The 25,756-nt window shown below is 57.4% G+C and carries 15 protein-coding genes; 6 read left to right on the top strand and 9 right to left on the bottom strand.

The features are described from left to right. The first annotated feature begins 94 nt into the window (after positions 1 to 94). The 3 genes from ACR0J2_RS16230 (at position 95) to ACR0J2_RS16220 (ending at position 4,670) form a co-directional block, all read left to right on the top strand. Entirely contained in the window at positions 95 to 1,960 is a 1,866-nt protein-coding gene (locus tag ACR0J2_RS16230; RefSeq protein WP_480813300.1) for a PAS-domain containing protein, read from the top strand. Next, positions 1,960 to 2,661 (top strand): response regulator transcription factor, encoded by a 702-nt coding sequence (locus ACR0J2_RS16225; protein ID WP_170614072.1) that lies wholly within the window; start codon positions 1,960 to 1,962, stop codon positions 2,659 to 2,661. Before ACR0J2_RS16230 ends, ACR0J2_RS16225 begins: the two co-directional genes overlap by 1 nt. A gap of 242 nt (positions 2,662 to 2,903) precedes the next feature. Further along, positions 2,904 to 4,670, top strand: coding sequence for an ABC transporter ATP-binding protein (locus ACR0J2_RS16220; RefSeq protein WP_170614071.1), 1,767 nt, complete (start codon positions 2,904 to 2,906; stop codon positions 4,668 to 4,670). Positions 4,671 to 4,764: 94 nt separating this feature from the next. On the opposite strand, the gene ACR0J2_RS16215 is transcribed toward ACR0J2_RS16220, so the two are convergent. From ACR0J2_RS16215 to ACR0J2_RS16195, 5 genes are read right to left on the bottom strand one after another with little or no spacing between them, the layout of a single operon-like run. Next, positions 4,765 to 6,075, bottom strand: coding sequence for an HlyD family type I secretion periplasmic adaptor subunit (locus tag ACR0J2_RS16215; RefSeq protein ID WP_480813226.1), 1,311 nt, complete (start codon positions 6,073 to 6,075; stop codon positions 4,765 to 4,767). Next, positions 6,059 to 8,203: a type I secretion system permease/ATPase gene (locus tag ACR0J2_RS16210; protein ID WP_480813225.1), complete on the bottom strand. Its 2,145-nt coding sequence runs from the start codon at positions 8,201 to 8,203 to the stop codon at positions 6,059 to 6,061. Before ACR0J2_RS16210 ends, ACR0J2_RS16215 begins: the two co-directional genes overlap by 17 nt. Next, positions 8,200 to 9,543, bottom strand: a complete 1,344-nt coding sequence (locus tag ACR0J2_RS16205) for a TolC family protein (RefSeq protein WP_480813224.1) — start codon at positions 9,541 to 9,543, stop codon at positions 8,200 to 8,202. Before ACR0J2_RS16205 ends, ACR0J2_RS16210 begins: the two co-directional genes overlap by 4 nt. Continuing rightward, complete coding sequence (locus tag ACR0J2_RS16200) at positions 9,530 to 10,363, bottom strand: SapC family protein (protein ID WP_480813223.1); 834 nt, start codon at positions 10,361 to 10,363, stop codon at positions 9,530 to 9,532. Before ACR0J2_RS16200 ends, ACR0J2_RS16205 begins: the two co-directional genes overlap by 14 nt. A gap of 53 nt (positions 10,364 to 10,416) precedes the next feature. Then, the gene (locus tag ACR0J2_RS16195) at positions 10,417 to 14,244 is read right to left on the bottom strand and encodes an Ig-like domain-containing protein (RefSeq protein ID WP_480813222.1); all 3,828 of its coding nucleotides are present in this window, start codon (positions 14,242 to 14,244) and stop codon (positions 10,417 to 10,419) included. Between the two features lie 221 nt (positions 14,245 to 14,465). Here ACR0J2_RS16195 and ACR0J2_RS16190 point away from each other — a divergent pair, with 221 nt between their 5' ends. Further along, positions 14,466 to 16,517: a beta-propeller fold lactonase family protein gene (locus ACR0J2_RS16190; RefSeq protein ID WP_480813221.1), complete on the top strand. Its 2,052-nt coding sequence runs from the start codon at positions 14,466 to 14,468 to the stop codon at positions 16,515 to 16,517. Positions 16,518 to 16,541: 24 nt separating this feature from the next. Here ACR0J2_RS16190 and ACR0J2_RS16185 read toward each other — a convergent pair whose 3' ends face one another. Then, positions 16,542 to 17,858, bottom strand: coding sequence for an HlyD family type I secretion periplasmic adaptor subunit (locus ACR0J2_RS16185; protein WP_480813220.1), 1,317 nt, complete (start codon positions 17,856 to 17,858; stop codon positions 16,542 to 16,544). Continuing rightward, the gene (locus tag ACR0J2_RS16180) at positions 17,858 to 19,555 is read right to left on the bottom strand and encodes a type I secretion system permease/ATPase (protein WP_480813219.1); all 1,698 of its coding nucleotides are present in this window, start codon (positions 19,553 to 19,555) and stop codon (positions 17,858 to 17,860) included. Before ACR0J2_RS16180 ends, ACR0J2_RS16185 begins: the two co-directional genes overlap by 1 nt. Before the next feature lie 535 nt (positions 19,556 to 20,090). Between ACR0J2_RS16180 and ACR0J2_RS16175 the strand changes: the two genes are divergently transcribed. Further along, entirely contained in the window at positions 20,091 to 22,535 is a 2,445-nt protein-coding gene (locus tag ACR0J2_RS16175; RefSeq protein ID WP_480813218.1) for a GcvT family protein, read from the top strand. A gap of 22 nt (positions 22,536 to 22,557) precedes the next feature. Here ACR0J2_RS16175 and ACR0J2_RS16170 read toward each other — a convergent pair whose 3' ends face one another. Next, the gene (locus ACR0J2_RS16170; RefSeq protein ID WP_480813217.1) at positions 22,558 to 23,442 is read right to left on the bottom strand and encodes a LysR substrate-binding domain-containing protein; all 885 of its coding nucleotides are present in this window, start codon (positions 23,440 to 23,442) and stop codon (positions 22,558 to 22,560) included. Positions 23,443 to 23,662: 220 nt separating this feature from the next. Here ACR0J2_RS16170 and ACR0J2_RS16165 point away from each other — a divergent pair, with 220 nt between their 5' ends. After that, the gene (locus tag ACR0J2_RS16165) at positions 23,663 to 25,018 is read left to right on the top strand and encodes an MmgE/PrpD family protein (RefSeq protein WP_480813216.1); all 1,356 of its coding nucleotides are present in this window, start codon (positions 23,663 to 23,665) and stop codon (positions 25,016 to 25,018) included. A gap of 13 nt (positions 25,019 to 25,031) precedes the next feature. Here ACR0J2_RS16165 and ACR0J2_RS16160 read toward each other — a convergent pair whose 3' ends face one another. Beyond that, a complete protein-coding gene (locus ACR0J2_RS16160; protein ID WP_480813215.1) occupies positions 25,032 to 25,730 on the bottom strand; it encodes a maleate cis-trans isomerase family protein in 699 nt (232 codons plus the stop codon). Between the last annotated feature and the right edge of the window lie 26 nt (positions 25,731 to 25,756).

The following is a 25,756-nucleotide window of genomic DNA, read 5'->3' as shown; positions in this document are numbered from 1 at the left end:
GCATCTCTGCCCCCTACACCTGCGGGGGTTCTGATGTTACGCCTGTTCCGTGGGGAGAACTGTCTTGGACACCACCGAACAGCATATGAAAGCAATGACTATGGCCGGTCTGAATCTGATCGGCCAGGCCCTTTCGATTTACGACAGCCAATTGCGGCTTGTCGTCAGCAATCGCCGCTTTCAGGAAATGTTCGATCTGCCCGACACCCTGGTCCGCCCCGGCGCCTTGTTTCACGACACCATTCAGTTCCTGGCCAGCCGTGGGGAATATGGCGACGACGGAAATGTGGACGAAATGGTGAAGGCCCGCGTCGAGCAGGCGCTGAATTTCGAACCGCATTACATGGAACGGGCGCGACCAAACGGACAGGTTATCTCGATCGAGGGGGCACCGTTGCCACAAGGCGGCTGGGTCGCAGTGTATACAGATATCACCAGCAAAAAACGGGCTGAGAACCTGTTGCGCGCACGGTCCGAGGAATTGTCCGGACAGTTGCTGAGCCATGCCGAGGAATTGTCAGCCGCGAACCGAAAGCTGGCCGCAACCAACTCAGCTCTGGAAGAGGCAAAGCGCCAACTGACCGAGATTGAGGCCCGCACCCGTTTGACGACGGAGATGATGCCGGCCCATATCGCTCATCTGAGACAGGACGGTATTTACGACTATTCAAACCGCCGCCTGAGTTCCGTCATGCCGGGCCGACCGTCTGAGATTGCAGGTCTGCACATCTCCGAGGCGCTGGGTCCTTCGGCATTTGAACGGGTCGAACCCTATCTGGAACGTGCCTATGGCGGCGAAACTTCGGTTTTTGAGTTTACCGAGGATCAGGATTCGCGCCGGATCCGCGTTTCTTTCACCCCGGACGGGGCAGGGGGCGTGTACATAATGTCGGTCGACGTGACCGAAGAAACGCAAGCCAGGGTCGCCTTGCAACAGGCCAGCCGCCGCGCAATGGCGGCGCAGATGACCAGCGGCATGGCACATGATTTTTCAAACCTGCTGACGATCATTCTGGGAATGCAGGCGCGACTGAACAAGATGGACCTGCCCGAAGAGGCGCAGGAACTTGTTTCGGCCACTCAACTAACAGCGCGCCGTGGCGGACAATTGCTGAACCGGATCGCGGATATGACGGGAAACCGGACACCTCAACCCAAGGCGACCGACATGCGAGGGCTGCTGGAAGACCTTCGCATTCTTGCGTCGCCATCGTTGCCGCGGGGAGTGGGGCTGTCGGTGGTCAATACATTGCCGGACGAGGCGCTGATGCTCGACCCGGGTATGGTTCAGGATGCAATGCTCAATCTTGTCCTGAACGCGCGTGACGCATGCGGCAATTCCGGTCAGATCACCATCAGCGCCCATGCGATCGGAAGAATATGGGCCGAAATCACCGTATCCGACACCGGACCCGGGTTTTCACCCGAAGCTTTGGAAAAGGCTCTTAACCCGTTTTTCACGACCAAAGGCAGCGACGGTTCGGGGTTAGGCCTTCCCATGGTTTATGACACCGTCAAACTGGCTGGCGGAGACCTGAACCTGCGCAACACGCAATCAGGTGCATCCGTTGTCATGCGATTGCCTTATAGACCTGCCCCGTCCGGTCGCGGCGGTCTTGTCCTGCTTGTCGAGGATAACGACGAATTGCGTTGCCAGTTCCGCGACCTGCTTGTTGATCTCGGCTATTCTGTGATCGAGGCCACGTCAGTTGATGAAGCGCTCGGTTTGATCTTGGATATTGACGATATTGCGTTGGTTCTGTCCGATATCCGGCTTGATGGACCGGCCACCGGGATTGATCTGCTTGAGCGGCTAAAGCCTGGCCTTCCCTGTATTCTGATGACATCCTTGCCCTATTCCGACCCTCTGCATCGACAAGCGCTTGCTTTGGCGCCGGTGTTGCGTAAACCGTTCTCCCGGGCACAATTGTCTGCACTGATCCGAACCGAGGCCGCCTGATGAACCAACCATTGGTGACCATCCTTGATGACGAGCCCGAAATACGGCGCATATTGACGGATGCGCTGGAAGAGGCCGGATTCCGCACACAAAGCTTTTCACGCGCCCGTGAATTCGAAGCCTCGCTGAAACGGGTGACGCCGGATGTTTGCCTTGTTGATCTGTCGCTTCCGGATACAGATGGGCTGGCGTTGGTGCACCGACTGGCGCTGGAACAGGGGGCTGCGGTAATTATCATTTCGGGCAGGGTGCAGGTACAGGATCGCGTCACCGGGCTGGAACTTGGGGCTGATGACTATATCACCAAACCTTTCGATCCTGCCGAGGTTGTCGCCCGAATCCGTGCAAGATTGCGCGCACCGAGAACCCAGTCTCCCCAGTCGGAAGTCGCATATTTCAATGGCTGGACCGCATATTTCGATCGCTATGTCCTTGTGGACGGAACCGGTTCGGAAACTCCGTTCAGCCATGCCGAAGGCGAGGTTCTGCGCCTGTTTCTGGAAAGCCCGAAACGGTTGATCAGTCGTGGGCAGATGCAGGAAACTTTAGGCGGCGCCGCAGGTGAGAGTTTCGACAGGGCAATGGATGTGCGAATTTCGCGTTTGCGCACCAAACTGGGCGAAGACCCCAAAAATCCACGCCTGATCAAAACGATTTACGGTGCCGGGTACATTTTTTTGGGGGAAGTTGATTGGCAATGATTTGTTCAGCACACGATCTTCCCAACTGCGTCTGCTTGAGATTTTCGAATTTCATCTCTTTTTCAGATAGTTGGGGGATGTCCAATATTATCTTTGGGCCAGCTATGGATTCTTGCAACCGTCCCGCTTAACTAACACCAACCCGTCTTTCCTGAAAAGACAGGCGACGAGATCGTTTCCGACCTATCGAAGTATCGCGTCGGCAGCAGGTGTCGAAGGCAATTGAGGGCCTGGAGAGTAGAATGGTCAGAGATTTCTGGGAAAAATGGCGATCCGGTCACATAGGCCGATTGGTTGGCAGCAGTTTGCGCAGCCAGGGTTGGCTTTACGGCATCGCCATGGCCGCCATGGTTGTTGTTGCGGGGACAACTGCGGGCACCGCCTGGATGATGGAAAACATCGTCAACGCCATGACAACGCCGGAAGCGCGCTCAAAGGTCTATCTCGTCGCGCTTGCGATTTTGGGGCTGTTTTTCGCCAAAGCAGCTGCATCCTACATTCAGTCTGTTTTTCTGGCCCGCGCGGGCAACCGGATCATTGCCGTTCAGCAGGAACAGCTATATGCGAAACTGCTGAAACGAGGTGTTGGATTCTTTGCCGACACGGAATCCTCTGATCTTTTGATGATCGTGACACAGGGTGCTCTGGCTGCAAGGCGCCTGGTTGATGTCGTGGTCACGAGTTTTGTTCGCGATGCGCTGACCCTTGTTGGTCTGGTATTTGTGATGGTCTATCAACAACCGGTGTTGTCGGTGCTGTTCTTCGTTGTCGGACCAATCGCCCTGCTGGGCGTCAGAGTTCTGCTCAAGAGCGTGCGTTCGATCATGCGTTCTGAAATGAAATCTCTGGCAGAGATCATGAAAGTCCTTCAGGAAACCTCGGGGGGCATCAAGATCATCAAGGTTTTTGCGCTAGAAGACCACATGGCCGATCGCATGAACCGCGCGATCAGGGCTGTCGAAAACCGCGCCAACTCCATTTCGCGGTTGCAATCTATCGCCAGCCCATTGATGGAATTTCTGGCAGGTATAGCGATCGCGGCCATTCTGATCATCAGCACGATTGGTATCGCAGGAAGTGAGCCGACCACACCGGGGCAACTGATGTCTTTCATCACCGCTTTGCTGATGGCTTATGAACCGGCCAAACGCCTTTCCAAGATGCGCGTGGTCATCGAGACGACATTGGTGCCAATCGGCATGATGTTCGAGTTGCTGGACCAGGAAGACCCGATGCGTGAAAGCATCGAACCCGTTCAGCTGCGCCCAGGTCCCGGCGAGGTTCGGCTACATGATGTGACCTTTGGCTATCAAGGTTCCTTGCCCATTCTCAAGAATATGGACCTGACTTTTGAAGCGGGAAAAACCACTGCGCTGGTTGGGCAGTCTGGCGGTGGCAAGTCCACCATCTTTGGCCTGATCATGCGTTTTTATGATCCGGATCAGGGGCGCATCGAAATCGACGGACAAGATGTCATGGACGTGAGCTTCGCCTCGTTGCGGCGTAAAATCTCTTACGTCGGGCAAGACACGTTCCTGTTTTCGGCCAGCGTAATGGACAACCTTCGATACGCGCGACCCGACGCAACGGTTGAAGAAGTTATGGAAGCCGCTCGGGCGGCACATGCCCATGACTTTATTACCGAATTGGCGAACGGATATGACACGCAGGTTGGCGAAAACGGCGCATTTCTGTCCGGTGGGCAGAAGCAAAGACTGGCAATCGCGCGTGCAATCCTGCGCCAGGCAGAAATTCTGTTGCTTGACGAGGCAACCAGCGCATTGGATGCGGAATCAGAAACTTATGTGAAAGAAGCGCTCGACAAACTGACCAAAAATGTCACCACGATCGTGATCGCGCATCGGTTATCGACTGTGTTGGAGGCCGACAAAATAATGGTTGTTCAGGATGGAGAGGTGATCGAACAGGGTAATCTCGACAACCTGATGCAGCGTAACGGGGCATTCCGGCGTTTGTTTGACCAGCAGTTCAAGCAGCCTGCCTCCTGATCCACTTAGGTCAAGCGGCGCAGGATCGGAAAGCGAGTCTGGGATTAAGCAAGCTTCATCATGCGCAGCGGGTAACCGGAAGTCCCGGCAGGTGTTATTCTCGCAAGGCTCTGTCCTTGATTTTGATCACAGGCTGGACGAGATAGTCGAGGACCGACTTTCGACCGGCGAGAATATCCACTTCGGCAACCATGCCGGGGATGATCTCTATTTCTGCACCGTTGCCGTCCAGCATAGTGCTGCCGGTTCTAATCTCGACCACAAATACTTCTTCGTCGTTTCGGTCGGAACGATTGATCGTATCCGCACCAATGCGGAAGATTTCGCCGTCCAGTCCGCCGTAGCGGGCAAAGTCATAGGCCGTTATCTTGACTTTCACTTTTTGTCCGGCGTGCAAAAAAGCAATGTCTTCAGGGCGGACATAGGCCTCGACCAGCAAGGAGTCGTCCAGCGGGACAATTTCGATCAACTCCTCGCCGCTTCGGGCCAACCCGCCAACGGTTGACCGGTGTATCCGGTTGACAATACCACGAACTGGGGCTCGGATCTGCGCCCGTGCCGCGCGGTCACGCAACGCAGGCAAGGCAGGTTGCAGCGCGGCAAGCTCTGCTGTCGCAAGCGCCAGATCGGTAAGGGCACTGCTGCGAAACCGACTGCGTGTCGCCCGGATGCGATCATCAATTTCGTCGAGACCGGATTTCAACCTGTTGGTCACCGCTTCGGCCCTGACCTTGCGCCCGTTCCATTCCGCCTCACTGCGACGCAAGGAAAGCAGCGTCGTCGCCGGCTCCATCTGTTGCTCGACCAATGGTTCCATAATCAACCGTTCCTCGGCCAGCACCTTGAGCGTTTCCTCGACCGTAAACTGATCCACCAGTCCTTCTTCGTATTCGCGACGGCGTTGCTGGCGTTGGCGTTCAAGGATGGCGATTTCCGCCTGCAACTCAGACTGTCGCCCCTGAAACAGCGCCGTTTCAGATTGAATGACCGCTGGCGCGTCTTTCAACAACACAGGCTTGAACTCTAATTCGGTGCCGTCGATTTCCGCCTGCAGCCGCTGCGTCCGCGCCATCAAACCAAAGGCACGCTGCTGTTCCTGACCCAATTGACTCGCTATCTGAGTGGTATCGAACTCCATCAGAAGAGTTCCCTCGTCTACCAGCTGACCTTCCTGAACATTCAGGGACCGCAGAACACCCGGTTCAGTAGCCTCGATCACCTGTAAATCACCCGATGGGACAATGCGACCGTCCACGCGGGTTACATCGTCAAGCTCGGTGATATGCGCCCAGAAACCTGCCGCGACCAAAAAGGACAAAATTAGAATTAGCAAGGCAGACCCCCGCAGCGGGGAACGCCCCTGCATCTCACGGGCCAGTTTCGCAAGATCAGGATGCCGCGACATTCAGATGCCTCCCCTTGCGGTTTGCATATTGAGTCAGTAGGCCTTTCGAACCATCAGCCACAATCTTGCCGCCTTCGAGAACGATCACCCTGTCAACTAGGTTCAGCAAGCTTGTGCGATGCGTGATGACAATGACTGTGCTGTCACTGGTTGCGTGCTTTAGCCGCCGGATGACGTCCGCTTCCGTCCGGACATCCATGGCGCTGGTTGGTTCGTCCAACAGCAGGACTGGCGGGCGACCGACCAAGGCCCTTGCCAGCGCAATCGCCTGCCGTTGCCCGCCGGACAAACCTTCGCCGCGTTCAGCCAGTTTCAAATCGTAGCCGCCGGGATGGCGCGCCACAAAATCTTCGACACCCGCAACCCGTCCGGCCTTCAGCAGATCTTCATCGTTGGGGCGGATCGCCCCACTGGCGATATTTTCGCGAACGGTACCGGAAAACAACCAGACATCTTGAAGAACGGACCCAATGTTTCGGCGCAGATCACCGGGGTCAATTTGTCGAATATCCGCTCCATCCAACGAAACCGAACCAGTCTTGGGTTCGTATAACCCCAGCAAAAGACGCGCAATTGTACTCTTGCCCGAACCGATCGGGCCAAGGATTGCTACTTTTTCGCCCGGAGCAACCGAAAAAGAAATGCCGTCCAAAGAGTCGTTTGTCTGGTCAGGATAGGCAAAATGCACGTTGTTGAAGGAAATGCGACCTTCGAAACCTTTGCGACTGATCCAGCTTCGTCCTTGCGGTCGCTCACTTTCCGCCTGCATCAGAGAATCGAGATTGCGATATGCGCTGCGCGCCTGATTGATCCGCGTCAGGGTTTGCGCCAACTGCCCCAGAGGAGCCAGCGCACGTCCTGTCAGCATTACCGAAGCAACCAGTGCCCCCATGCTTGCCTCACCGCCCGCGATCAGAAAGACGCCATAAAAGACAATCAACACCTGAGCGGCTTGTTGGACGAACCCGGTCAGGTTCAGTGCAAATTGCGTGACGGCACGACTGCGCATACCGTGCTCGGATTGGCGATCCATCGCCTGTTCCCAACGGGACCGCATTTGCCGCGCCGCTCCGGTTGTCTTTATGGTTTCAAGGCCGGAAAGAACTTCGACCAGAACCGATTGTTTGGATTGCCCATCAGCAAAACTGTTTTCCGCAAGACGGGACAAAACAGGCTGAACGATCAACCCGGTCACCAGAACGACAGGCACAGCAAGTGCGGGGATCAGGGCCAGCGGGCCACCGACCAAATAAATGACGAAAACAAACAGCCCAATGAATGGCAGATCCACCACCGCGACCAGCGTTGCCGATGTAAAGAACTCGCGGAGTGTTTCGAATTCCCGGACGGTGCTGGCCATGGCGCCAGATGACCCGGTCCGGGACTTCATACGAATGTTCAGCAAGTGGTCAAATACACGCCGCCCCATGAACAGATCAGCCTGCTTTCCCGCTGCATCAATAAACCCGGCTCGTAGCAGTTTGAGCACAAAGTCGAAAATCAGAGCTAGGCAAACGCCTGCGGTCAAGGCGATCAGGGACTCCGTCGCCTCGTTGGGCAGAACCCGGTCGTAAACGACCATGATGAACACGGATGTCGACAGCCCAAGCAGATTGGCAAGGGCGGCTGCCAGCGCCACCTGAATATATGACCAGCGGTTGGCGGCAAGGGCGGACCAGAACCAATGACCTTTCCAATCGTTGCTGATCGAACCAATTTCCTCCTGATGGATACCGCGCACCAGAATTGCATATCCGGTGTATGTTTCAGAAAGGCTGGCTTCTGGTATCTCTCCGATTTCGCGGCCCAGTTCCGGATCAAAGATCAGTAAATCGCCGTTGGATGCTCGCCCATGCAAGACCACTGCACGCTCATTTTCCAAGAGAAGGATCGCCGGTACCAGATGATTGTTGAAAGCAGCCAGTTTCCGTTTGCCATACGCGGCCTGCATGTCCGCTCTGTTAAGGGCTGTAATGACATCCCGGATTGTCAGTTCACCGTCGCCGGATTGTGTCGCCTGGACCGCTGCCAATGTCAGTGGGCGGTCGAGATGCGCGGCGACGTGCAGGAGGCAGACCTCCATTGCCGTCAAAGAGTGGGGGCGTGTACCCGATTGTGCCTGCATCATGGTTGCCCAATCCTGTTGTTCAGAGTGACACCAAGAAGATCAAGAATATCCCCGGTTAGGCTGAGCGCCGCATAATTTGTCAGAAAGTAGTTCTGCTCTGCCAGGATCAGTCGTTCTTGCGCGTTCACATAATCCCTTTGTGCATCCAGAATCTCGATCAGAGTACGTCGCCCGATTGAAAACTGTGCTTGTGCTGCCTTGATGCTGTCGGCGTTTGCTTGGGCGGCCTGACGCGCGGCCTGCAGGCGTTCGGCGCCAGCTTTCTGATCCGAACGAATGAACCCCAATTCCCGGGATATTTCGCGGCTTAGACTTTCACGGGAAAACTCGACATCTCGGACCTGCGCTTCCGCAGCCGCAATCGCCGCACGTCGCTTCCCGGTACTGTCGATTTCGTAGTTAACTGCCAGATCGACACCGTAATTCGCATCCCGGCTATCGTCCCTGTTGGCAAAAGCGGCCAGTCTTATATCCGGTTGGCGACGGGCCAGAGCGGCAGCAAGTTCTGCCTTCGCGGCCAGAACAGCAGCATCTGCGCGGCGGATCTGAGGGCTTGCCTCCACGATCTGTGCGTCACTCCGTGACAGCAGCGGAGCGGGGATGGCAGGGGCCAACACTCCGGGCGCTGTTCCGTAGATTTCAACAAATCGCGCCTCGGCGCGCGCCGTGCGCGTTTTTGCATCCGCAAAGCGTGTTTGTGCGTCAGCCATGCGGGAACGCGCGGTCAGAACATCCGCCTTCGATCCTGCGCCGCTGGCCGCCCGTTGCGAAATCTGCTGGACAAGCTGTTGGTGTACCTCGACATTCCTGGCGGTCAGGTCTTGAATCTTCCGGCGGTCCAAAACTGTCACATATGTTTCGATCGCGGCCAGCGCCGTTGCCGAGGCCGTTTGCAGACGGTCCCCCTGACTTTCAAAAATCCGGGCGCGTGCCGCAGCCAAATCCCCCGCCGCCGCGCCACCATCAAATACCAGTTGCGAAACACGCAGGTACGGTAAAAAATCAGCGACATCCGAAACAACTCGTTCGGAGCGCGCGTTCAGACCCAAGGAGACCTGGGGCAGAAACGCGCCCTTCGCGGCATCCTGACCGGCATTTGCGGCCGCAAATCTGGCATCGCTTTGTGCCAGATGAGGACTGCTTTCGACAGCTGAGCGCACGCGTTGCCCAAAACGGCTTTGAGCAAGATCGCTGGATTGGCGAGTAGCACCGGCCCCTGCTGTTCCGCTGGCAAATGAGGTTTGTAGGCCTGTCAGCTCCGGGGGTGAAACACAGGCCGAAATCGCGGCAGCCAGGACCAACAGTGGCAGCTTGAGAAGGTATCTTCTAAATCGCGACATGGAAGCCTTCCACTGCCTTGTGGCTGGTGAAGCTCTCGCGTTGCTGGTCATCGGCAATCGCAGAGAGAAACTCCAGCACGTCGGGATTGGTTTGGATGGATCGCGTTGTACTGGCAGCCATGGCTTGCCGCTGTGCCCGCTCTACCCAGGCACAATGACACAATGACAGCTGGTGCGCGTGGATCAGCCGCAAGGCACCGCTGGCTAGAAGGGCAACACTGCACGCGATAGGCAGATTTGCCAATCGCTCCTCATTGACACACAACAAGCCAGGCGGCAGATCAACACCATCATGGCGGGTAAGCGGGTCGTACAGGTTCATTTTGTCTATCTGCCGGCACAACGCCAGAGTTTGTTGACCCGCGTTCCTTCGGTTTTGCAGAAAGGCGCAAACCTTTTGCAATTCGGGGCTCAAATCACCTGTTTTGGTGAAAAAGGCTTCGTCTTTTGGGTTGTCAGATACTAATCCCGTTGCTTCGTCAATCATCAAGGAAACCGGAGCCTCAGGGTCCTGATCGTCTGGAGCGATTTCAAATGGTGTACACCGCAAGGCCGACGGTACATAGCCGGCCAACCACATACCATTCCGCGACACGAACGGTGTGCCTGCTTCGCCAACAAGTGACAGGATCGCCAAAGGTTCAACGAAGCTGTCGCGCCGATGAAACAATACCGGAAAAGCAGCGGCAACTTGATGAATTTCGGCCGCAACGACCGGGCAATCCGCTTTTTGGCGCGCAAACCCATAGTCGGAAAACCTTCGCCAATACCGATGCCCATGTCGTGTCTTGCTGACCGGGTGCAGGCCATTCTGTGCCATTTCGCCCTCGTGAGTTGGAACTGTCTGCAGGATTTGATGTGCGGAGTCTGAGGTCAGGCTGTCGCGCCGGTCGGATCCGTATGAAGGATGTTATCCGCCGTCAGGCCACTCAAATCGCCCAACCCGCTGAAATCGGCAATCTCTTCGACTGTGGCTGACCCCGGCGCAGAATAATCGACCCTGACCAGAACACTGTCCGCACCGTCTGTGGCAAGAACATAGAGCGCATCGCCGGCGTCAATTCCGGCAAAGCTCTCGACTGCGGTTTCGATTGTTCCTAAAGACAGATCCGCCAGAACAGTGCTTAGCCCGATGAAACCCGTGTCAGTTCCGATGACTTCACCCAGGTTGCGTATTTCAACTCCGGTCCCGTCACCTCTCAGGCTTGCAACGTCCAGCCCACTGAACATCAGGGCGTCTGACACATCACTTTCGGCACCGAGTGTGAACCCAGTGATTATGTCCACCCCATTGGCCGTGGGGTCGGCTTCAAACACCACCACGTCACGCCCTGCGTCCGAGACGTCGATCGTATCATCACCACCTCTACCGCGTAGGATATTATCAGCACCCGTCGCTGTCAGATTATCGTGATTTGCCGTGCCGAGATGAAAGACGGTGGGGCCGCCATCATCGGTGATCAGCGTTAGCTCGATCGGCTGTATCGGGTCTTGAACGGTCATGGTGAACGTCACCAATGGCTGACTGAGATCCGAGAATGTGGTCGCGGCGCCGCCGAACTTAACAGTGTTGCCACCGACCGGATTGGCAAGGAACAGATCGAAGGCGCCGTTTTCAACGTCAGATCCTGTATCGAATGTGACCACGGCAGGGTCGAAGACAAGATCAGCCGTCACGGACAGGCCAGACGAGATGTCCCGGTCCGAGTCCGCGTAGATTTCAAATGTCACCGTGGACCCGTTTCGCCCTGCTTCTGTGATGACATAGGCAGAGGGCACATGAGCGGTGATACTGTCTGACACAGGCAATGGATCCGGACCACCAGATACAGAAGCCTGCACCTGGATATCCAGGTCGTCACCGGCTTCCAGACCTGAGAATCCGGAACCTGGCACCGACAGTGACCAAGTTCCGTCCAAGGCAATTGTTGCGGTTCCGACCGAAACACTGTTGAGCGTTACGTCCACGCTCTGACCGGCGCTTAGACCGTGCGAGGAACCGCTTATGGTCAGGCCCGAGCTTTGCGCGTCACTGAGAGAAACGGCACCGTTTGTCCCGACAGCATTCAGGGTCAACACCGGGCGGAAATCCGTCGTGAGCGTTGTCGTTGCAGCGGGCGCACTGTTGCCAGCCGCATCATCCACCATAGCCGTCAGCGTAAAGGCGGTCCCATCCGCCAATGCCGCCAAATCGCCCGAAAGAACGGTGGCGGACCAAGTTCCCGAGGAAACAACGGCCGTATAGGTCTGCCCGCCGAGCGTTACCGAAACCGTCTGGCCATCCTCAGCCGTGGTAGTTCCCGACACTGCTAGATCGCTGTTTCTTTCAATCACATCCAGAACTGCACCGGTCAGAACCGGATCAAGCGTGATTGAAGGTGCGCCAAAGTCCGTTGTGAAACCGTCTGCAGCCGAGTTGCTGTTTCCTGCCGCATCCGCAACCGAAGCGGTGACACTGTAGTTTTCACTGTCCTGCAACCCGGCTAAGTCCAAGCTTGCGGCGGTATAGTTCCACCCTCCACCTGTTACAGTCGCCGTTCCGCTCACATCAACGGTTCCGTCAGCACGTGCGATCTGAACTGTGACCGTTGTTCCGTCCAGCGCATCTGATGTGCCCGACACGGTCAGATCCGTGCCCTGTTCGGCGGCATTCATGATCGCGCCGTCTGACAGGGCGGAGATCGTGATTGAAGGTGCCGTAAAGTCCGTGTCAAAGCTGCTGGTGGCTTGAACGGAGGGGTTACCTGCGGCGTCCGAGATGTCAGCGGTAACCGTCACAGTACCATTGTCGGACAACAACGAAAGATCTGAGGACGGTACAGTCACACTCCAACTGCCACTCTGGACCTGGCCGGAATACGTCTGCCCGTTCATCGAAACGGTCACCATTTGCCCGTCTTCGGCATCCGTCGCACCAGTTATGGTCAGATCCGTAGCTTGCTCCGAGGCATTCAGAACGGCACCAGAAGAAAAACTGTCGATGCTGAGCGTTGGGGCGGTGAAATCCGTCGAGACCGAGCTGCTGGCCTGTGGCGCGTCCAATCCGTGATTGTCGGAAACGTCAGCGGTGATGGTAAATCCCGAACCGTCCGCAAGTGCCTGCAAATCCACCGCGGGAACCGTAATTGTCCATGTATCTCCTGATACAGCGCCCGTATAAGTTTGACCGCCCAGATTTACCGTTACCTGCTGTCCATCCGGAACATTGCCCGTCGTACCGCTGACAGTCAGATCCGACCCGGCCTCGACCGCGTTAAGAACGGAACCGGTGAGCAGTGGGGAGATTGAAATGGAAGGCCCGCTGAGATCCACGGGCAGGGTTGCCGTTGCCGGAGTGGCGAAATTACCCGAGGTGTCGCTGACCGTGGCACTGACCGAAACCGGGGTGCCGGTAGTCAGACCCCCAAGATCGGCGCTGGGGACGGTAACGCTCCAACTGCCGCCAGATGTTGTGCCCGTGTAAACTTGGCCGTTGAACGTCACCAAAACACTCTGGCCATCGGCTGCCGTTGTCGCGCCGGTCAGAGCCAGATCGCTGTTCAGATCGACCAGTTCGATCGAACCGCCCGAAACCGGGTCAAGTGTGATGGTCGGAGCAGTGAAATCCGTGTCGATACTGTCCGCGGCCGGAACAGCCGGATTGCCTGCCTGGTCGGTCACGTCCGCCTGTATTATGATTGTCGCACCATCCTGCAGCGCGGCCAGATCAGAGGCGGGGACCGTTACGCTCCACGCCCCGTTGGCGACGATGCCGGTATACGACTGCTCGTTGAACGAAACAGTTACAAGCTGGCCGTTTTCGGCGTTTGTGGTTCCGGTCAGGATCAGATCGGTCGCCTGTTCAATGGCGTTCATCACGGCCCCGTCAGATACCCCGGTTATAGCAAGGGTCGGTGGTATGGTGTCAATTTCGAACTGAACCGATTCAGTTGACAACTCGGCGCCAGACGCATCGAGGCTTCGAATAGTGACTGAATTTACACCTTGCGGCAGACTGGCCGCTTCGGCTTCGGTCAGCGAGATGACCCAGCTTCCGTCTGCATTCGGTGCAATGGTTTTCGTGATCGAACCGATGGTCACTTCAATAGTGTCCGCGTCTGCCGAGGCCAAAACTCCGGTGCCGAAGCTGCTGAGTGTCGTCGATTGGGCCCCCGCAAGGTTGAGGGTCGGGTAGCTGGGTGTCGGACTGGGGGTCGGGGTGGGCACGACTGCGGGGCTGTCATCTCCGCCGCCGCCACCACCGCCACCTGCGCCTGCAGCAGCAGCGCCAGCCAGACCTATCCCGCCCAAAACTGCGCCAGCGCTGCCCATCCCACCGGCTGCTGCACCACCCGCCTCTGCCGCAAGGCTGAACTGAGCGATTTCGGCAACGGCTTCCTCAGCTATCATGATTGCGCCGCTGTCCAGAACCTGAACGTTTTCGGCAGCCACGATCAGGGTACGACCATCGTTGAGTTTCAGCAAAACATCGCCGTTTTTCAAAAGCTTTGCCGACTTCACTCCCGGAATGGTTTCCGCAAACTGAAAGGCATAAAGCTCTTCCACGGTGGCCTGTCCCAGCGCCGGTAACGCCATCAGCACGGATCCGAGCCCCCCTGCGGCGCCCCGGCCTGCCCATTTGCGCAACCTCGCATCGATCCATTGGCGAATATGCTTCTTGCGATCCGTGTCAGGAGTGTTGAGTTCAGAATTCTTCGTCATCTTGTCCTCACAAGCAGTTGCCGCTTTCGTCGGGAAGACGTTTGGCCTGGGCCAGGTTCCGTTCTTCTGTCTTTCCTTTTGATGACTCACGCGGTCGGACCCGAAAATTTGAGTTAATCTGAAACCGAACTCCTCGTTTTCACCACAATTGCGCTTTGGTTTTGGTCTTTGCGTCAGAGCACCCTGTTATCAAAGCCGGCATCGGCGTGGGGTGATCAGATATGAAGTTCAATTTCCAAGGCGTGGTAGAAACGGCGAGCACGGCGCTCGATTCAGGTATCGGCGATACGGCTTTAAAAACGTTTAACGGGACCACGTATTTTTACAGCGTGACCGGACCCGGCGGCGGTATCGCTGTCTGGACATTGGCAAACGGCGCGATTCCACAACTTCAGGACACGCAATATTTCAGCGGCTCGATAACGTTTCAGGTCGGGCGCGGCGGGATGCCGGTGACACTTGGGGGGCAGGACCGGCTGATTCTGGATGTCGATTCCGCAACGGGTCTGGTTGGATACGATCTGCTGGCTGACGGCTCCATCGGAACCTTGCGGGAAACAGGCACTCTGTCGGGCGGTGGCGACATCGCGGCCATGGCAGGGATCACTGTCGGGCCAGTTGAATTTCTGGCAATTGCCCACGAGGACAGCGGCAATATTGCGACCTATCATGTGAGCACGGACGGATCGCTGTCATTGGCAGGCATCACCCCCGGACAGGCCGATTCGATGCAAAGCCTGAAATCCGAATCCGGACATTTCTTGATCACTGCGGATGGGGCCAGCAATGTGATCTCCACCTACGAAATAGACGATACGACCGGAATCCTGACCACGGTGGATAACAGCGCCTCTCTGTCGACACTGGGCATTGCCACTCCGACAGCTATCGAAGTGGTGCAGGCGTACGGACTATCCTGGGTGTTGGTGGCGGGTTCGGGCAGCAACTCTCTCAGCGTCATGAAGTTGGGCGGTGACGGACGTTTGACACCGACGGACCATGTTCTTGATTCCTTCGGCACGCGGTTTGAAACGGTTCAGGATCTGGCAGTCGTTGAAGCAAACGGGCGGGCCTTTGTTGTGGCCGGAGGTGGCGATGACGGGCTTACCCTGTTTACCCTGACACCCGACGGCCAGCTGATCTATCTGGACAGTTTCGCAGATACTCTGGCAAGCGGTTTGCAGAACGTCGAAACGATCAGCGTTGCCCAGGTCGGGGACGAGTTACAGATCCTTGCTGCCTCGCAACAGGAATCCGGCCTGACCCAATTGACTGTACCGATCGCCGATCTGGGGGTGGTCGACGAAGGGCTGGGCATCGTCAACGGAACTGCGCTGGATGATATGCTGACCGGCAGTATCCTGAACTCGACCCTTCTGGGTGGGGCGGGAGACGACATTCTGATCGCTGGCACAGGCGCCACAACGATGACCGGAGGTTCCGGCGCCGATATCTTTGCCATGAACTACGGCAGCGACACGACCACGATTACTGACTTCCAGCCGGGTCTGGACCGGCTGGATCTGTTCGACTACCCGCTGATGCGAACCCCATCGCAACTGACTTTCACCGCGACAGCGCAAGGCGCGCAGATTGACTACGTCAATGAAACCATTCTGGTTCACTCCGCAACTGGTGGCCCGTTGACCAGCGCCGACATCTTTGGGGCGGGGTTTGGCGGGCCTGACCATATCCCGGTCAATTTCGGCAATTTTGGCGGGCTCGTGCCTGAAGGCTCGGGTGGCGTGCTGGGGGACATCACAGTCGACACACAAACGGCCAATCCAGCGCTGGCGGACGCAGAAATCAGGTTCACTCCAAACGGAGGTGGCACGATCAGTGTTTTTGCCGATGAGAGCGGGCAATTTGATCTGGGCCTGCCTTCCGGCACGTTCCCTGGTCAATTCGATGTTGTAAAAAGCTATTCGACCGCCAGCGACCAGATAACCGCACTGGATGCACTGCAGGTCCTGCGTATATCCGTGGGGCTTGATCCGACCTGGGGGCCCGCCACGCCTGAAAACCTGATCGCGGCCGACATAACACAGGACGGAACGGTAAACGCTCTGGATGCGCTGGCGGTATTGCAGGTCGCTGTTGGTCTACCGACCACACATCCTGCGGAATGGGTGTTTCTGGACTCCGCTGCGGATCTTTCCGGGATTACCCCGACCAACGTAAACTATGCAACGGGCACAAACGCTGTCGCCGTGGATGGACAGTTTTCGGTCGACATGACCTCGATCCTGCTCGGAAATCTGGAAGCGGCCTGAAACCCGGCGCGATGATGCGCCTGGTTACTCGCGGAACGCGCGATTGAAATAATCGGCCATCGGCTTGATCAGATAGGACAGCGGTGTACGTTCATCCGTTTTGATCATCGCCTCAACCGGCATACCGGGAAGCAGAGCTTGCCCGTTCAGTCGTTCAACTTCGCCGTCGTCAGGGGCTACTTCTGTCCGGTAGAATGTAAATCCAGTACTCTCGTCCATGAAGGTGTCGGCAGATACATTTATCACATGACCATCGATCTCAGGTGTCTCACGCTGATTGAACGCCGGGAAGCGCAGGGCGACCTCTTGTCCGACATACAATTGATCAACATGCAGCGCATCCACACGCGCGGCAACCAGCAGCGGTGTGTTCTGCGGCACAACATACATCATCGGCTCACCGGGCTGAATCACCGATTGCAGCGCAAAAACCTGACTGTCATAGACTGACCCCGAGACCGGTGAACGGATGTCCAGACGCGACAAACGCTCGGTCAAGGCCAGCCTGCGTTCCGACAGTTCTGACACCTGCGCCTGCACTTCACGTAACGCGGTGATCGCCTCCTCCCGCCGTGTGGCGGTGAGCTCGACGATCTGAATCTCTGTTGCGGCGATCTGGCCTTTCAGGCGGGCCACCGATGCTTCAAGACGACCAATTTCACCGGTCAGGCTGGCATTTTCACGTTGAAGGGCCGACACCCGGCTGGCCTGCGTCAAACCGCGCTTGAGCAGGTTTTCCTGATCCTCCAACTCGTTCTGGATCAGATCGACCTGAGTGCGCAGCGACACCAACTGGGCCTGTGTGCCTTCGATCTCACTTTCGATCTGGGTGATTTGTTTGCCCAGTTGCTCTTTCTGCTGGGCCATCGTATCGATCCGCGCCTCAAAAAGCCGTTGTTGGCCATCAATCAGATCTGAATCGATGTTTTCCTGTTGCTGAAGGGCGCTTAGACTGGATGCCAAACCGTCTGCGTTGCTTCCGTCGCGTTCAGCCTCCAGCCGCGATTTCCGCGCCAGAAGTTCGAAAAGCTGAGATTCGACAATGCTTTTTTCCGACGACAAAAACGTATCATCCAGCCGCAGGAGTAAATCGCCCTCGGCGACGACATCGCCGTCCCGCACAAAGATTTCACCGACCACACCACCGTCGGGGTGTTCGACGACCTGGCGGTTGCTTTGGACTTCGATCACCCCTTGCGAGACGATTGCCCCCGCCAATTCTGTCTGCACCGACCAGAGCCCCAGTCCGCCAACCAGGATGGCCAAGGCAGAGAAACCGACAAGCGCCGGAACCGTAATGCGCCACGCCGGACGTGGATGTTGTTCAAGATTCGCCGCCATCAGCTGCCTACCTGATTGAATTTTCGTTTGATGGCTTCGGCGTTTTGCACAGCCGCGCTCAAAATCTCGTCCCGACTGCCGAACTTCACAACTTGACCGCGTTCGACCACGGCCAGATCATCGCATTCCGAGATTGCCTGCGGACGATGTGTCATGATGATCGCCCCCTTACCTTCGGCCTTCAGGCCACGAACGGCGGCATTCAAAGCCTCGGTTCCGTCTGCGTCCAAGGCCGAGTTCGGTTCGTCCAGAATCAACAGGACCGGGTCCCCATATAGGGCGCGTGCCAAGGCAATGCGTTGTTTTTGGCCACCTGAAAGCTGGCTGTCATTGCCTTCCAGAAAGGTGTCGTACCCTTTTTCCAGTGTCAGGATCAGGTCATGCGCATTGGCTTTCTTCGCAGCATCAACGACTGCCTCGGGATCGGGGTTTTCAGACATCCGGGCGATGTTCTCGGCCACCGTTCCGTTGAACAGGGTAACCTGTTGCGGCAGATAGCCGATATGCTGCCCCAGATCGTCCGGATCATACTGATCCAGCGTCGCACCGCCCAACCGTATTTCGCCCCCGGCCGGTTGCCACAGCCCCAGCAGGGCCTTGGCAAGTGTCGTTTTACCCGACCCGCTTTTGCCGATAACTCCCAACGCCTTGCCCGGTTCCAGGCGCAGCGTGACATTGCGCAGTGTCGGTGTATCGGCACCCGGCGGAATGACGGTCAGGCGCTTGGCCTCCAATTTCGCTTTTGGCACCGGCAACTTGGTACGCGGCAACTCGGGCGGGGTGGTGTCCAGAAATCGGTTCAACGAAACCCAGGCCGTCCGCGCCTGCTGGATCATCCCCCATTGGCCCACCGCCTGTTCCACGGGCGCCAATGCCCGGCCCAAAAGGATCGAGCCTGCAATCATCGCACCGGGCGACAATTCATTGCGCAGCACTAGCCAAGCCCCAAGCGCCAGCATCGCGGATTGTAAAAACAGCCGCAGCGATTTGGTCAGCGAAGTAAAGCTTCCAGTCCAATCGCTGGCGGAAATGGTCTGTGACAATGCACTCGACCGTTGCCGCAACCACCGCTGGGTCACAGCCCTCTGCATTCCTTGCGATCGGACCACTTCCGCGGCTTGCCTGGCATGTTCGGAAAACGAGTTCGCCTGCGCCGATGCCCGCTGGGCTTCCGCTACTTTGTTCCGGGTCAGAACCTGGTTGAGCAGAGCAATGAATATCAGCAGCGAACCGCCACCAACGGCCAGCCAGCCAAGCAATGGGTGAAACAGGAAGATCGCGGCCAGAAACACCGGCGTCCAGGGGATGTCCATCACCGCCAACAGAACGGGAGACGCGCATAGTTTCTGGATAATTTCGAGGTCCCGCAATGCCGTTGCCGGTGCGGATCTCGTTTTCGGATCAAGCGATCGCCGCAACGTGGCGTCGAACACCCGTTCGTCCAAAGCGGATTGGAACCGGGCCCCGAACCGGGCGACAATCCTGCCGCGTGCATAATCCAGCATGGCCATCAGGACATAAAGCAGTGCAACCAGCAGGAACAGCGCCGTCAGCGTCTCGACCGCGCGCGATCCCAAAACCCGGTCATAGACCTGCAACATGAACAATGGCCCGGTCAGCATCAGCAGATTGACAAAAACACTGAACAGAAACGCGAGTGCCAGGAACGTCGTTCCCTGATTGCGGGTATTACGCAATTCGTGTCTGGGGGACGCAGAAATTCTGAAATCCGGGTTCACAGTTCAAGCCTTTGCTGATTGCGGTATGCAGACGGTCCCGTCTGCAGCGTCCGGCATCTTAGAACGTTGTCGCGGGGCATAAAATGCGCCGTGTCGATGATCGGCAAAAAACCTCTGACCAAAGCCATTGCAACCCCCTGGATGACCGGCGAGTCAAAGCGACTGCCTCTTGAACGCCACTATGACGGCGTATGCAGGACATGTCGAACCTATTGATACCAATTGCTGAATCTGTCGGGCATTTTCTTTTTGACACATCAACCCATTGAATTTGTGATGATCCAATAGCTTTGGTCCTGCATGTTCATTCTCAATCAGTATGCATGGAAAATCTCCGGGGCTTTGCCCCACAATATTTTGCAGGTCGAGCAACAGGTGATCGTTTAGTTTTGTCACGAATCGTGCCGTTATCCGACGAACGAGAAATGGTCGGATGACCAAAACCATGATGACTCAGAATATCTGACGTCTTTGATTTCGAGAAGGAACACCGATGAAGACGCACGCGCAGGCTGTAGTGATCGGAGGCGGCCTTGTTGGTTGCTCGATCCTGTATCACCTGGCCAAGCTGGGCTGGAGGGACGTTGTCCTGCTGGAACGGGACGAACTGACCAGCGGATCGACCTGGCATGCGGCGGCAAATATTCACGGGCTGCACGATAACAACAACGTCACCCGCATCCAGCATTATACAATGAACCTGTATAAAGAGCTGGAGAAGGAAACTGGACAGGGTTGCGGCGTGTTCCAACCGGGCTCGCTGTATCTGGCGCAGACCGAGAACCGTGAACACCAGTTGCGTCTGCAGGAGGCCAAAGCGCGGTTCTACGGGCTGAACTTTCACGAAATCAGCCGCGAGCAGGCCAAGGAGTTGCACCCACTGGCGCAGTTCGATGACATCCGTTGCATCATGTACGAACCCGACGGCGGCAATGTTGACCCTTCGGGTGTGACCCACGCCTATGCCGCAGGGGCCCGCGCAATGGGCGCATCGATCGAGCGGTTTTGCCCGGTCATCGGGACGGAACAACAGCCCGACGGTTCGTGGATCGTGCGCACCGAAAAAGGCGACATCCATACTCAATGGGTGGTCAATGCCGGGGGCCTCTGGGGACGCGAAGTCGCGGCGTTGGCGGGGATCGAGCTGCCATTGCAGCCGACCGAACACCAGTATTTCGTGACCGAGGCGATTAGCGAGGTCGCGAGCCTGGGCCGGCGTCTGCCCTCGATCGCCGACCGGGATGGCGAATACTACTTCCGCCAGGAAGGCAACGGCCTGCTGATCGGAGCTTATGAAAAAGACATGAAGTTCTGGGCAGAAAACGGTACGCCGCTGGACTTTGCCCATGACCTGTTCCCCGATGACCTGGACCGGATCATGGAGAATGTGATCCGCGCCACCGAGCGTGTGCCGGTGGCCGCCACGGCCGGGGTCAAGCGGGTGATCAATGGACCGATGATCTGGTCCCCGGACAGCAACGCGATCTGGGGGCCGGTCCCGGAGCTGCGGAACTATTTCTGCTGCACCGGTATTATCCCCGGCTTTTCGCAATCGGGCGGTCTGGGCTTGCTTGCGGCGCAGTGGATGATCGAGGGAGAGCCGCAATACGACATGTTTGCCTGGGATCTGGCCCGGTTCGGCGACTGGGCGGACAAGAAATTCACCAAGGCGCGGGTCGAGGATCAGTATACCCACCGCTTCGCCATCCATTTCCCGAACGAGGAACGCAGTGCCGGGCGACCGGCCCGCGTGCGCCCGGCCTATGAGATGCAAAAGGACATGGGTTGTGTCTTTGGCCTGAACTGCGGCTGGGAACACCCGCTTTGGTTTGCAGATCAGCCCGGGGCGGTCGAAACAAACGGTTTCACACGACAGAACTGGTGGGAACCGGTGGGCCGCGAGGTGAAGATGCTGCGCGAGAGCGTTGGCGTGATCGATATCTCGAACTTTGCAAACTATGTGATCAAGGGGCCAGGCGCCCATGCGTGGCTGGACAAGCTGGTCGCCAACCGGGTGCCGACCCAGATTGGCCGGTCCTGCCTGACACCACTGATCTCGGTGCGCGGTGGCGTGGCAGGTGACTTTACCATCACCAAGGTGGCTGACGACGAATACATGATGATCGGCTCGGGCATGGCCGAACGCTATCATCAACGGTTCTTCAACATGATCGACCTGCCCGAGAGCACCACGTTCGAGGTGGCGACAGACCGGATCGCGGGTTTCAACGTCGCAGGGCCCAAATCGCGTGACCTTCTGCAGCGGTTGACCAATGCGGACCTGTCGAACGAGTCCTTCCGTTTCATGCGATCGGCCACGATCGAGGTGGCAGGCGTGTCCTGCCTCGCGATCCGTGTCAGCTTTACCGGTGACCTGGGGTGGGAGTTGCACTGCGCCGAAGAGGACCAGATCAGGCTCTACTCTGCGCTGCTTGAGGCGGCGAAGGATTGCAATGGCGGCCCGGTGGGCGGCCGTGCGCTTGGGTCGTTGCGGATCGAGAAGGGCTATGGCTCGTGGGGTCGCGAGTATTCACAGGAATATTGGCCGCAGGAGGTCGGGCTGGCGGGCCTGATCAAGCTGGACAAGGATTTCCTGCACAAGGACGCCTATCTGGCCATCAAGGATAACGCCGCCCGCGAAGTTCTGTCGATCTTCGAGGTCGACGTAACCGATGCCGATGCGACAGGCGGCGAGCCGATCTTTACCCCGGACGGCACACCGGTCGGTCGCGTGACCTCGGGCGCTTACGGCTATTCAGTCGGCAAATCCCTTGCCATCGGCTATGCCAACCCCGCTGTCGCCAAGCCCGGCGATACGGTCGATGTCTTCATTCTTGGGAAACCGCACAAGGCCAAAATCCTGGCTGAGCCGCCCTTTGACCCCGCAGGGCACCGCCTACGCGACACGGCCCCGGTTGTGGAAGAAGTCGGCGCATAACAAACAGTGCAGCTTGTTCCGGTCAGGTACTCATTTCAGCGGCAGCCTTCAAAAGCCAATCCTGAAATAGCCTGACCGGAGGCGAGGCCGATTTTTCTTTGAGCTGCATGAAATAAGCCCATGGGCTTTCCAGCTCAAAGCTAAAAGGTTCAACCAAAAATCCCCTGTCGACATAGGGTCGCGCAAGCGAACGGGGTAGTGCTATGCACCCCAGAGACTTGACCGCCATCTCCATTGCCAGGTTCGAAATATTGGTGCGCAAGCCGTCCTTTTGGTTCAGATCCGATAATCCGAAATGCTGCGCAATACGCTCCCAATAGGCGGGGCGACCCAGAATGTGGATCAGTGACGCATCCTGCAATTGGGCGGGGTCGGTCAGGGGTCTTCCATCGACCAAAAAATCAGGAGCACAGACCACGGCCAGCTTTTCAACCCAAAGACATCTGGCACCTTCCGCCACGTCTTCAGCATGATTGATCGTCAGAGAAATATCAGAAACATTTGCGCCGACATCTGTCCAGACGGTGCCATGGACCGTCAGATCGATATCCGGATGCACGGCGTTGAAGCCCCGGATTACATCCGGCAACCAGTTTTCCGCCAGGCTGACAGGGCAGGACACCACGACCCGCCGCTTGTGCGTGTTCAGAATGACGGATTGCGTGGCCACGTCGATTTCGTTCAGGGCATGGCGCACGGATGGCAGATAGGCCTCACCCACATCTGTCAGGGTCAATGACCGGGCATGGCGAACAAAAAGCGGACGATGCAAAAATTCCTCAAGCGAGCGCACGTGGTTGCTGACCGCCGACTGCGTGCAGTTCAGTTCCTGCGCCGCGCTGGTAAAGCTCAGATGGCGCGCTGCCGCCTCGAACGAGCGCAGGAAGGTGAGGTGGGGCAGATTCATCATGGCAACGGTATCTCAGATGGGACGCAGAACCAAAGTGAAGCGCATACTGTGCACCTTCTTGTCCGTCAGCGACGCCTGAACGGTTCTTTTTGGTCCCGCAAAGATTGGAAAGTGTCGCAAAAAATCAAGGGCCAATGCCCCCGATAGTTTTCGTCCTGCCAATCGTAAACCCTGCTAGAATTTTCGGGAAGTCAAAAGAAAACGCCCGCAGGACACCGTGACAGACACCTTTCAAGCCGTTGCCGATTTCACACTGGGGCGCCAACCGCAGGACATTCCGGACTCCACTCTCAATGCGGCGGCTCTGATGCTGCTCGACACTTTGGGCATCGCCATCGGCGCTGGCCCCATGAAGGCCGGGCAAATCGCAAGAGACTGCGCGGCAGCCTTATACGGTGCCGGTGAACAGGGGCTGAGCGCACGCATGTTGTTCGATGGCCGCAGGGTCAGCGTGGCCGGAGCCGCTTACGCAGCCGCGACCCAAACAGACAATCTGGACGGTCATGACGGGTATAACCCGACAAAGGGCCATATCGGGGTCGTCGTGGTTCCCGCCCTGGCGGCACTGGCGGAAACGGTGCCCGATTTCTCGGGGCCTGAAGCGCTGGCCGCCGTGACGATTGGGTATGAAGTTGCCGGACGAGCCGGGATTTCTCTGCATGATACGGTCAGCGACTATCATACGTCGGGCGCCTGGAATGCATTGGGCGTGGTGGCGGTTGCAGCCCGTCTTCGCGTCCTGAGCGCTGAACAGATGCGGCAGGCCATGGGCATCGCCGAATATCACGGTCCGCGCAGTCAGATGATGCGAGAGATCGCTAACCCGACCATGTTGCACGACGGCTCGGGCTGGGGGGCGTTGGTGGGTATTTCCTCGGCGGTTCTGGCAGAAAAGGGCTTTACCGGCGCGCCTGCCATCACCATTGAGGCGAAAGAGGTCGCCGCGCATTGGCAGGACCTGGGCCATTTTTGGCAGATGGAACATCAGTATGTGAAACCCTATCCGATTTGCCGCTGGGCTCACGCTGCCATTGACGCAACGCGCGCATTGATGCGCGAAAACAACCTGAGCCATCAGGATATCGCGGCCATCCACGTGAACACCTTCAAGGAAAGCGCCTGCCTGTTCCGGGGCATGCCGGATGATACGTCCAAGGCGCAATACTCGCTGCCTTTTGCGGTCGCCACAATGGCGGCACATGGCCGGATCGGTGTCGAGCACATCACCGGCGCAGGTCTGTCCGACCCGCTGGTGGCCAGCATTGTCGAGCGCATCACCGTTGCTGAAACCGCACGCCACTCTGACCGCTTCCCGCAAAGCCGCACTGCCGATGTCAGCATCACTCTGACCGACGGACAGGTGCTGAACTCGGGTGACGTACACGCGCGCGGCGGCCCCGAAGCGCCGATGGATCAGGACGAGGTTGTCGGAAAATTCATGGAATTCGCCAGCCCGTCGCTGGGTACAGAACGGGCCGCCGCCATTCGGGACGCGGTTCTCGGCCTCAACCATGCCGGATCAAAGTTCTCGGACCTTGGCGCACTGATCTACGACGCTGCCAACAGCACTTGAATACGGGCGAAGATCAAAGCCACTCGAACAACTGGCCTGGCAACGCATCGTGACGCGGAAGATTCAGGGCCCGCATAAGGCAGAACATCATCGCCTGATTTGACGTCACCACTGGTTTGCCCAGCTTTTCTTCGATCCGGTCAATTGCTTCTACGGATCGCATGTCCGTGCAACTGAGAACAATTGCCTGCGCGTCGGGATGATCGGCCTGACAGGCCAGATCAAAAACCTCATCCGGGGTCAGTTCACCCTGACCATAATTCCCCAGTTCGCGGCCTATGTCAGCGCAACGAACGGTTTCGATGCCGTTTTGATTCATGAAATCAATCGCCTGTGCATTGATTTCCCCCAGGTAGGGCGAGGAAAACCCGACTTTGGCAGCTCCCAGCGCTGTAATCGCCGCAATCAGTGACCCTGCGGCGGTCAGAGAAAGCGCGCCCGAACCGGATTTTATCTGCCGTGCAAGATCCGCGTCAAATGACGGGCCATGAGTCAGCGTGGCAGAAGTGCAACCGTATAATACCGCGTCCGGCCGAACGCCCGCGATCATTCGCAGGTCGTGACTGATATCGGATGCGCCAAGTCCTGCCATCTGGTCCGATCCCGGAATCTCGTCCACGTCGTACCCACCCATGCGCTGGAAATGGACGGTGGTGTCCGGCGGGCGCATCAATTCCATATCCGGTTCCAGATTGGTATTGGTGAAGGGCACAAGGACGCCGATTTTGGCTCGTCTTC

The sequence above is a fragment of the Ruegeria sp. CG4 genome (assembly GCF_056537185.1).
The sequence above is the reverse complement of the archived record's forward strand: the minus strand, read 5'-3'. Positions and strand labels throughout refer to the sequence as shown.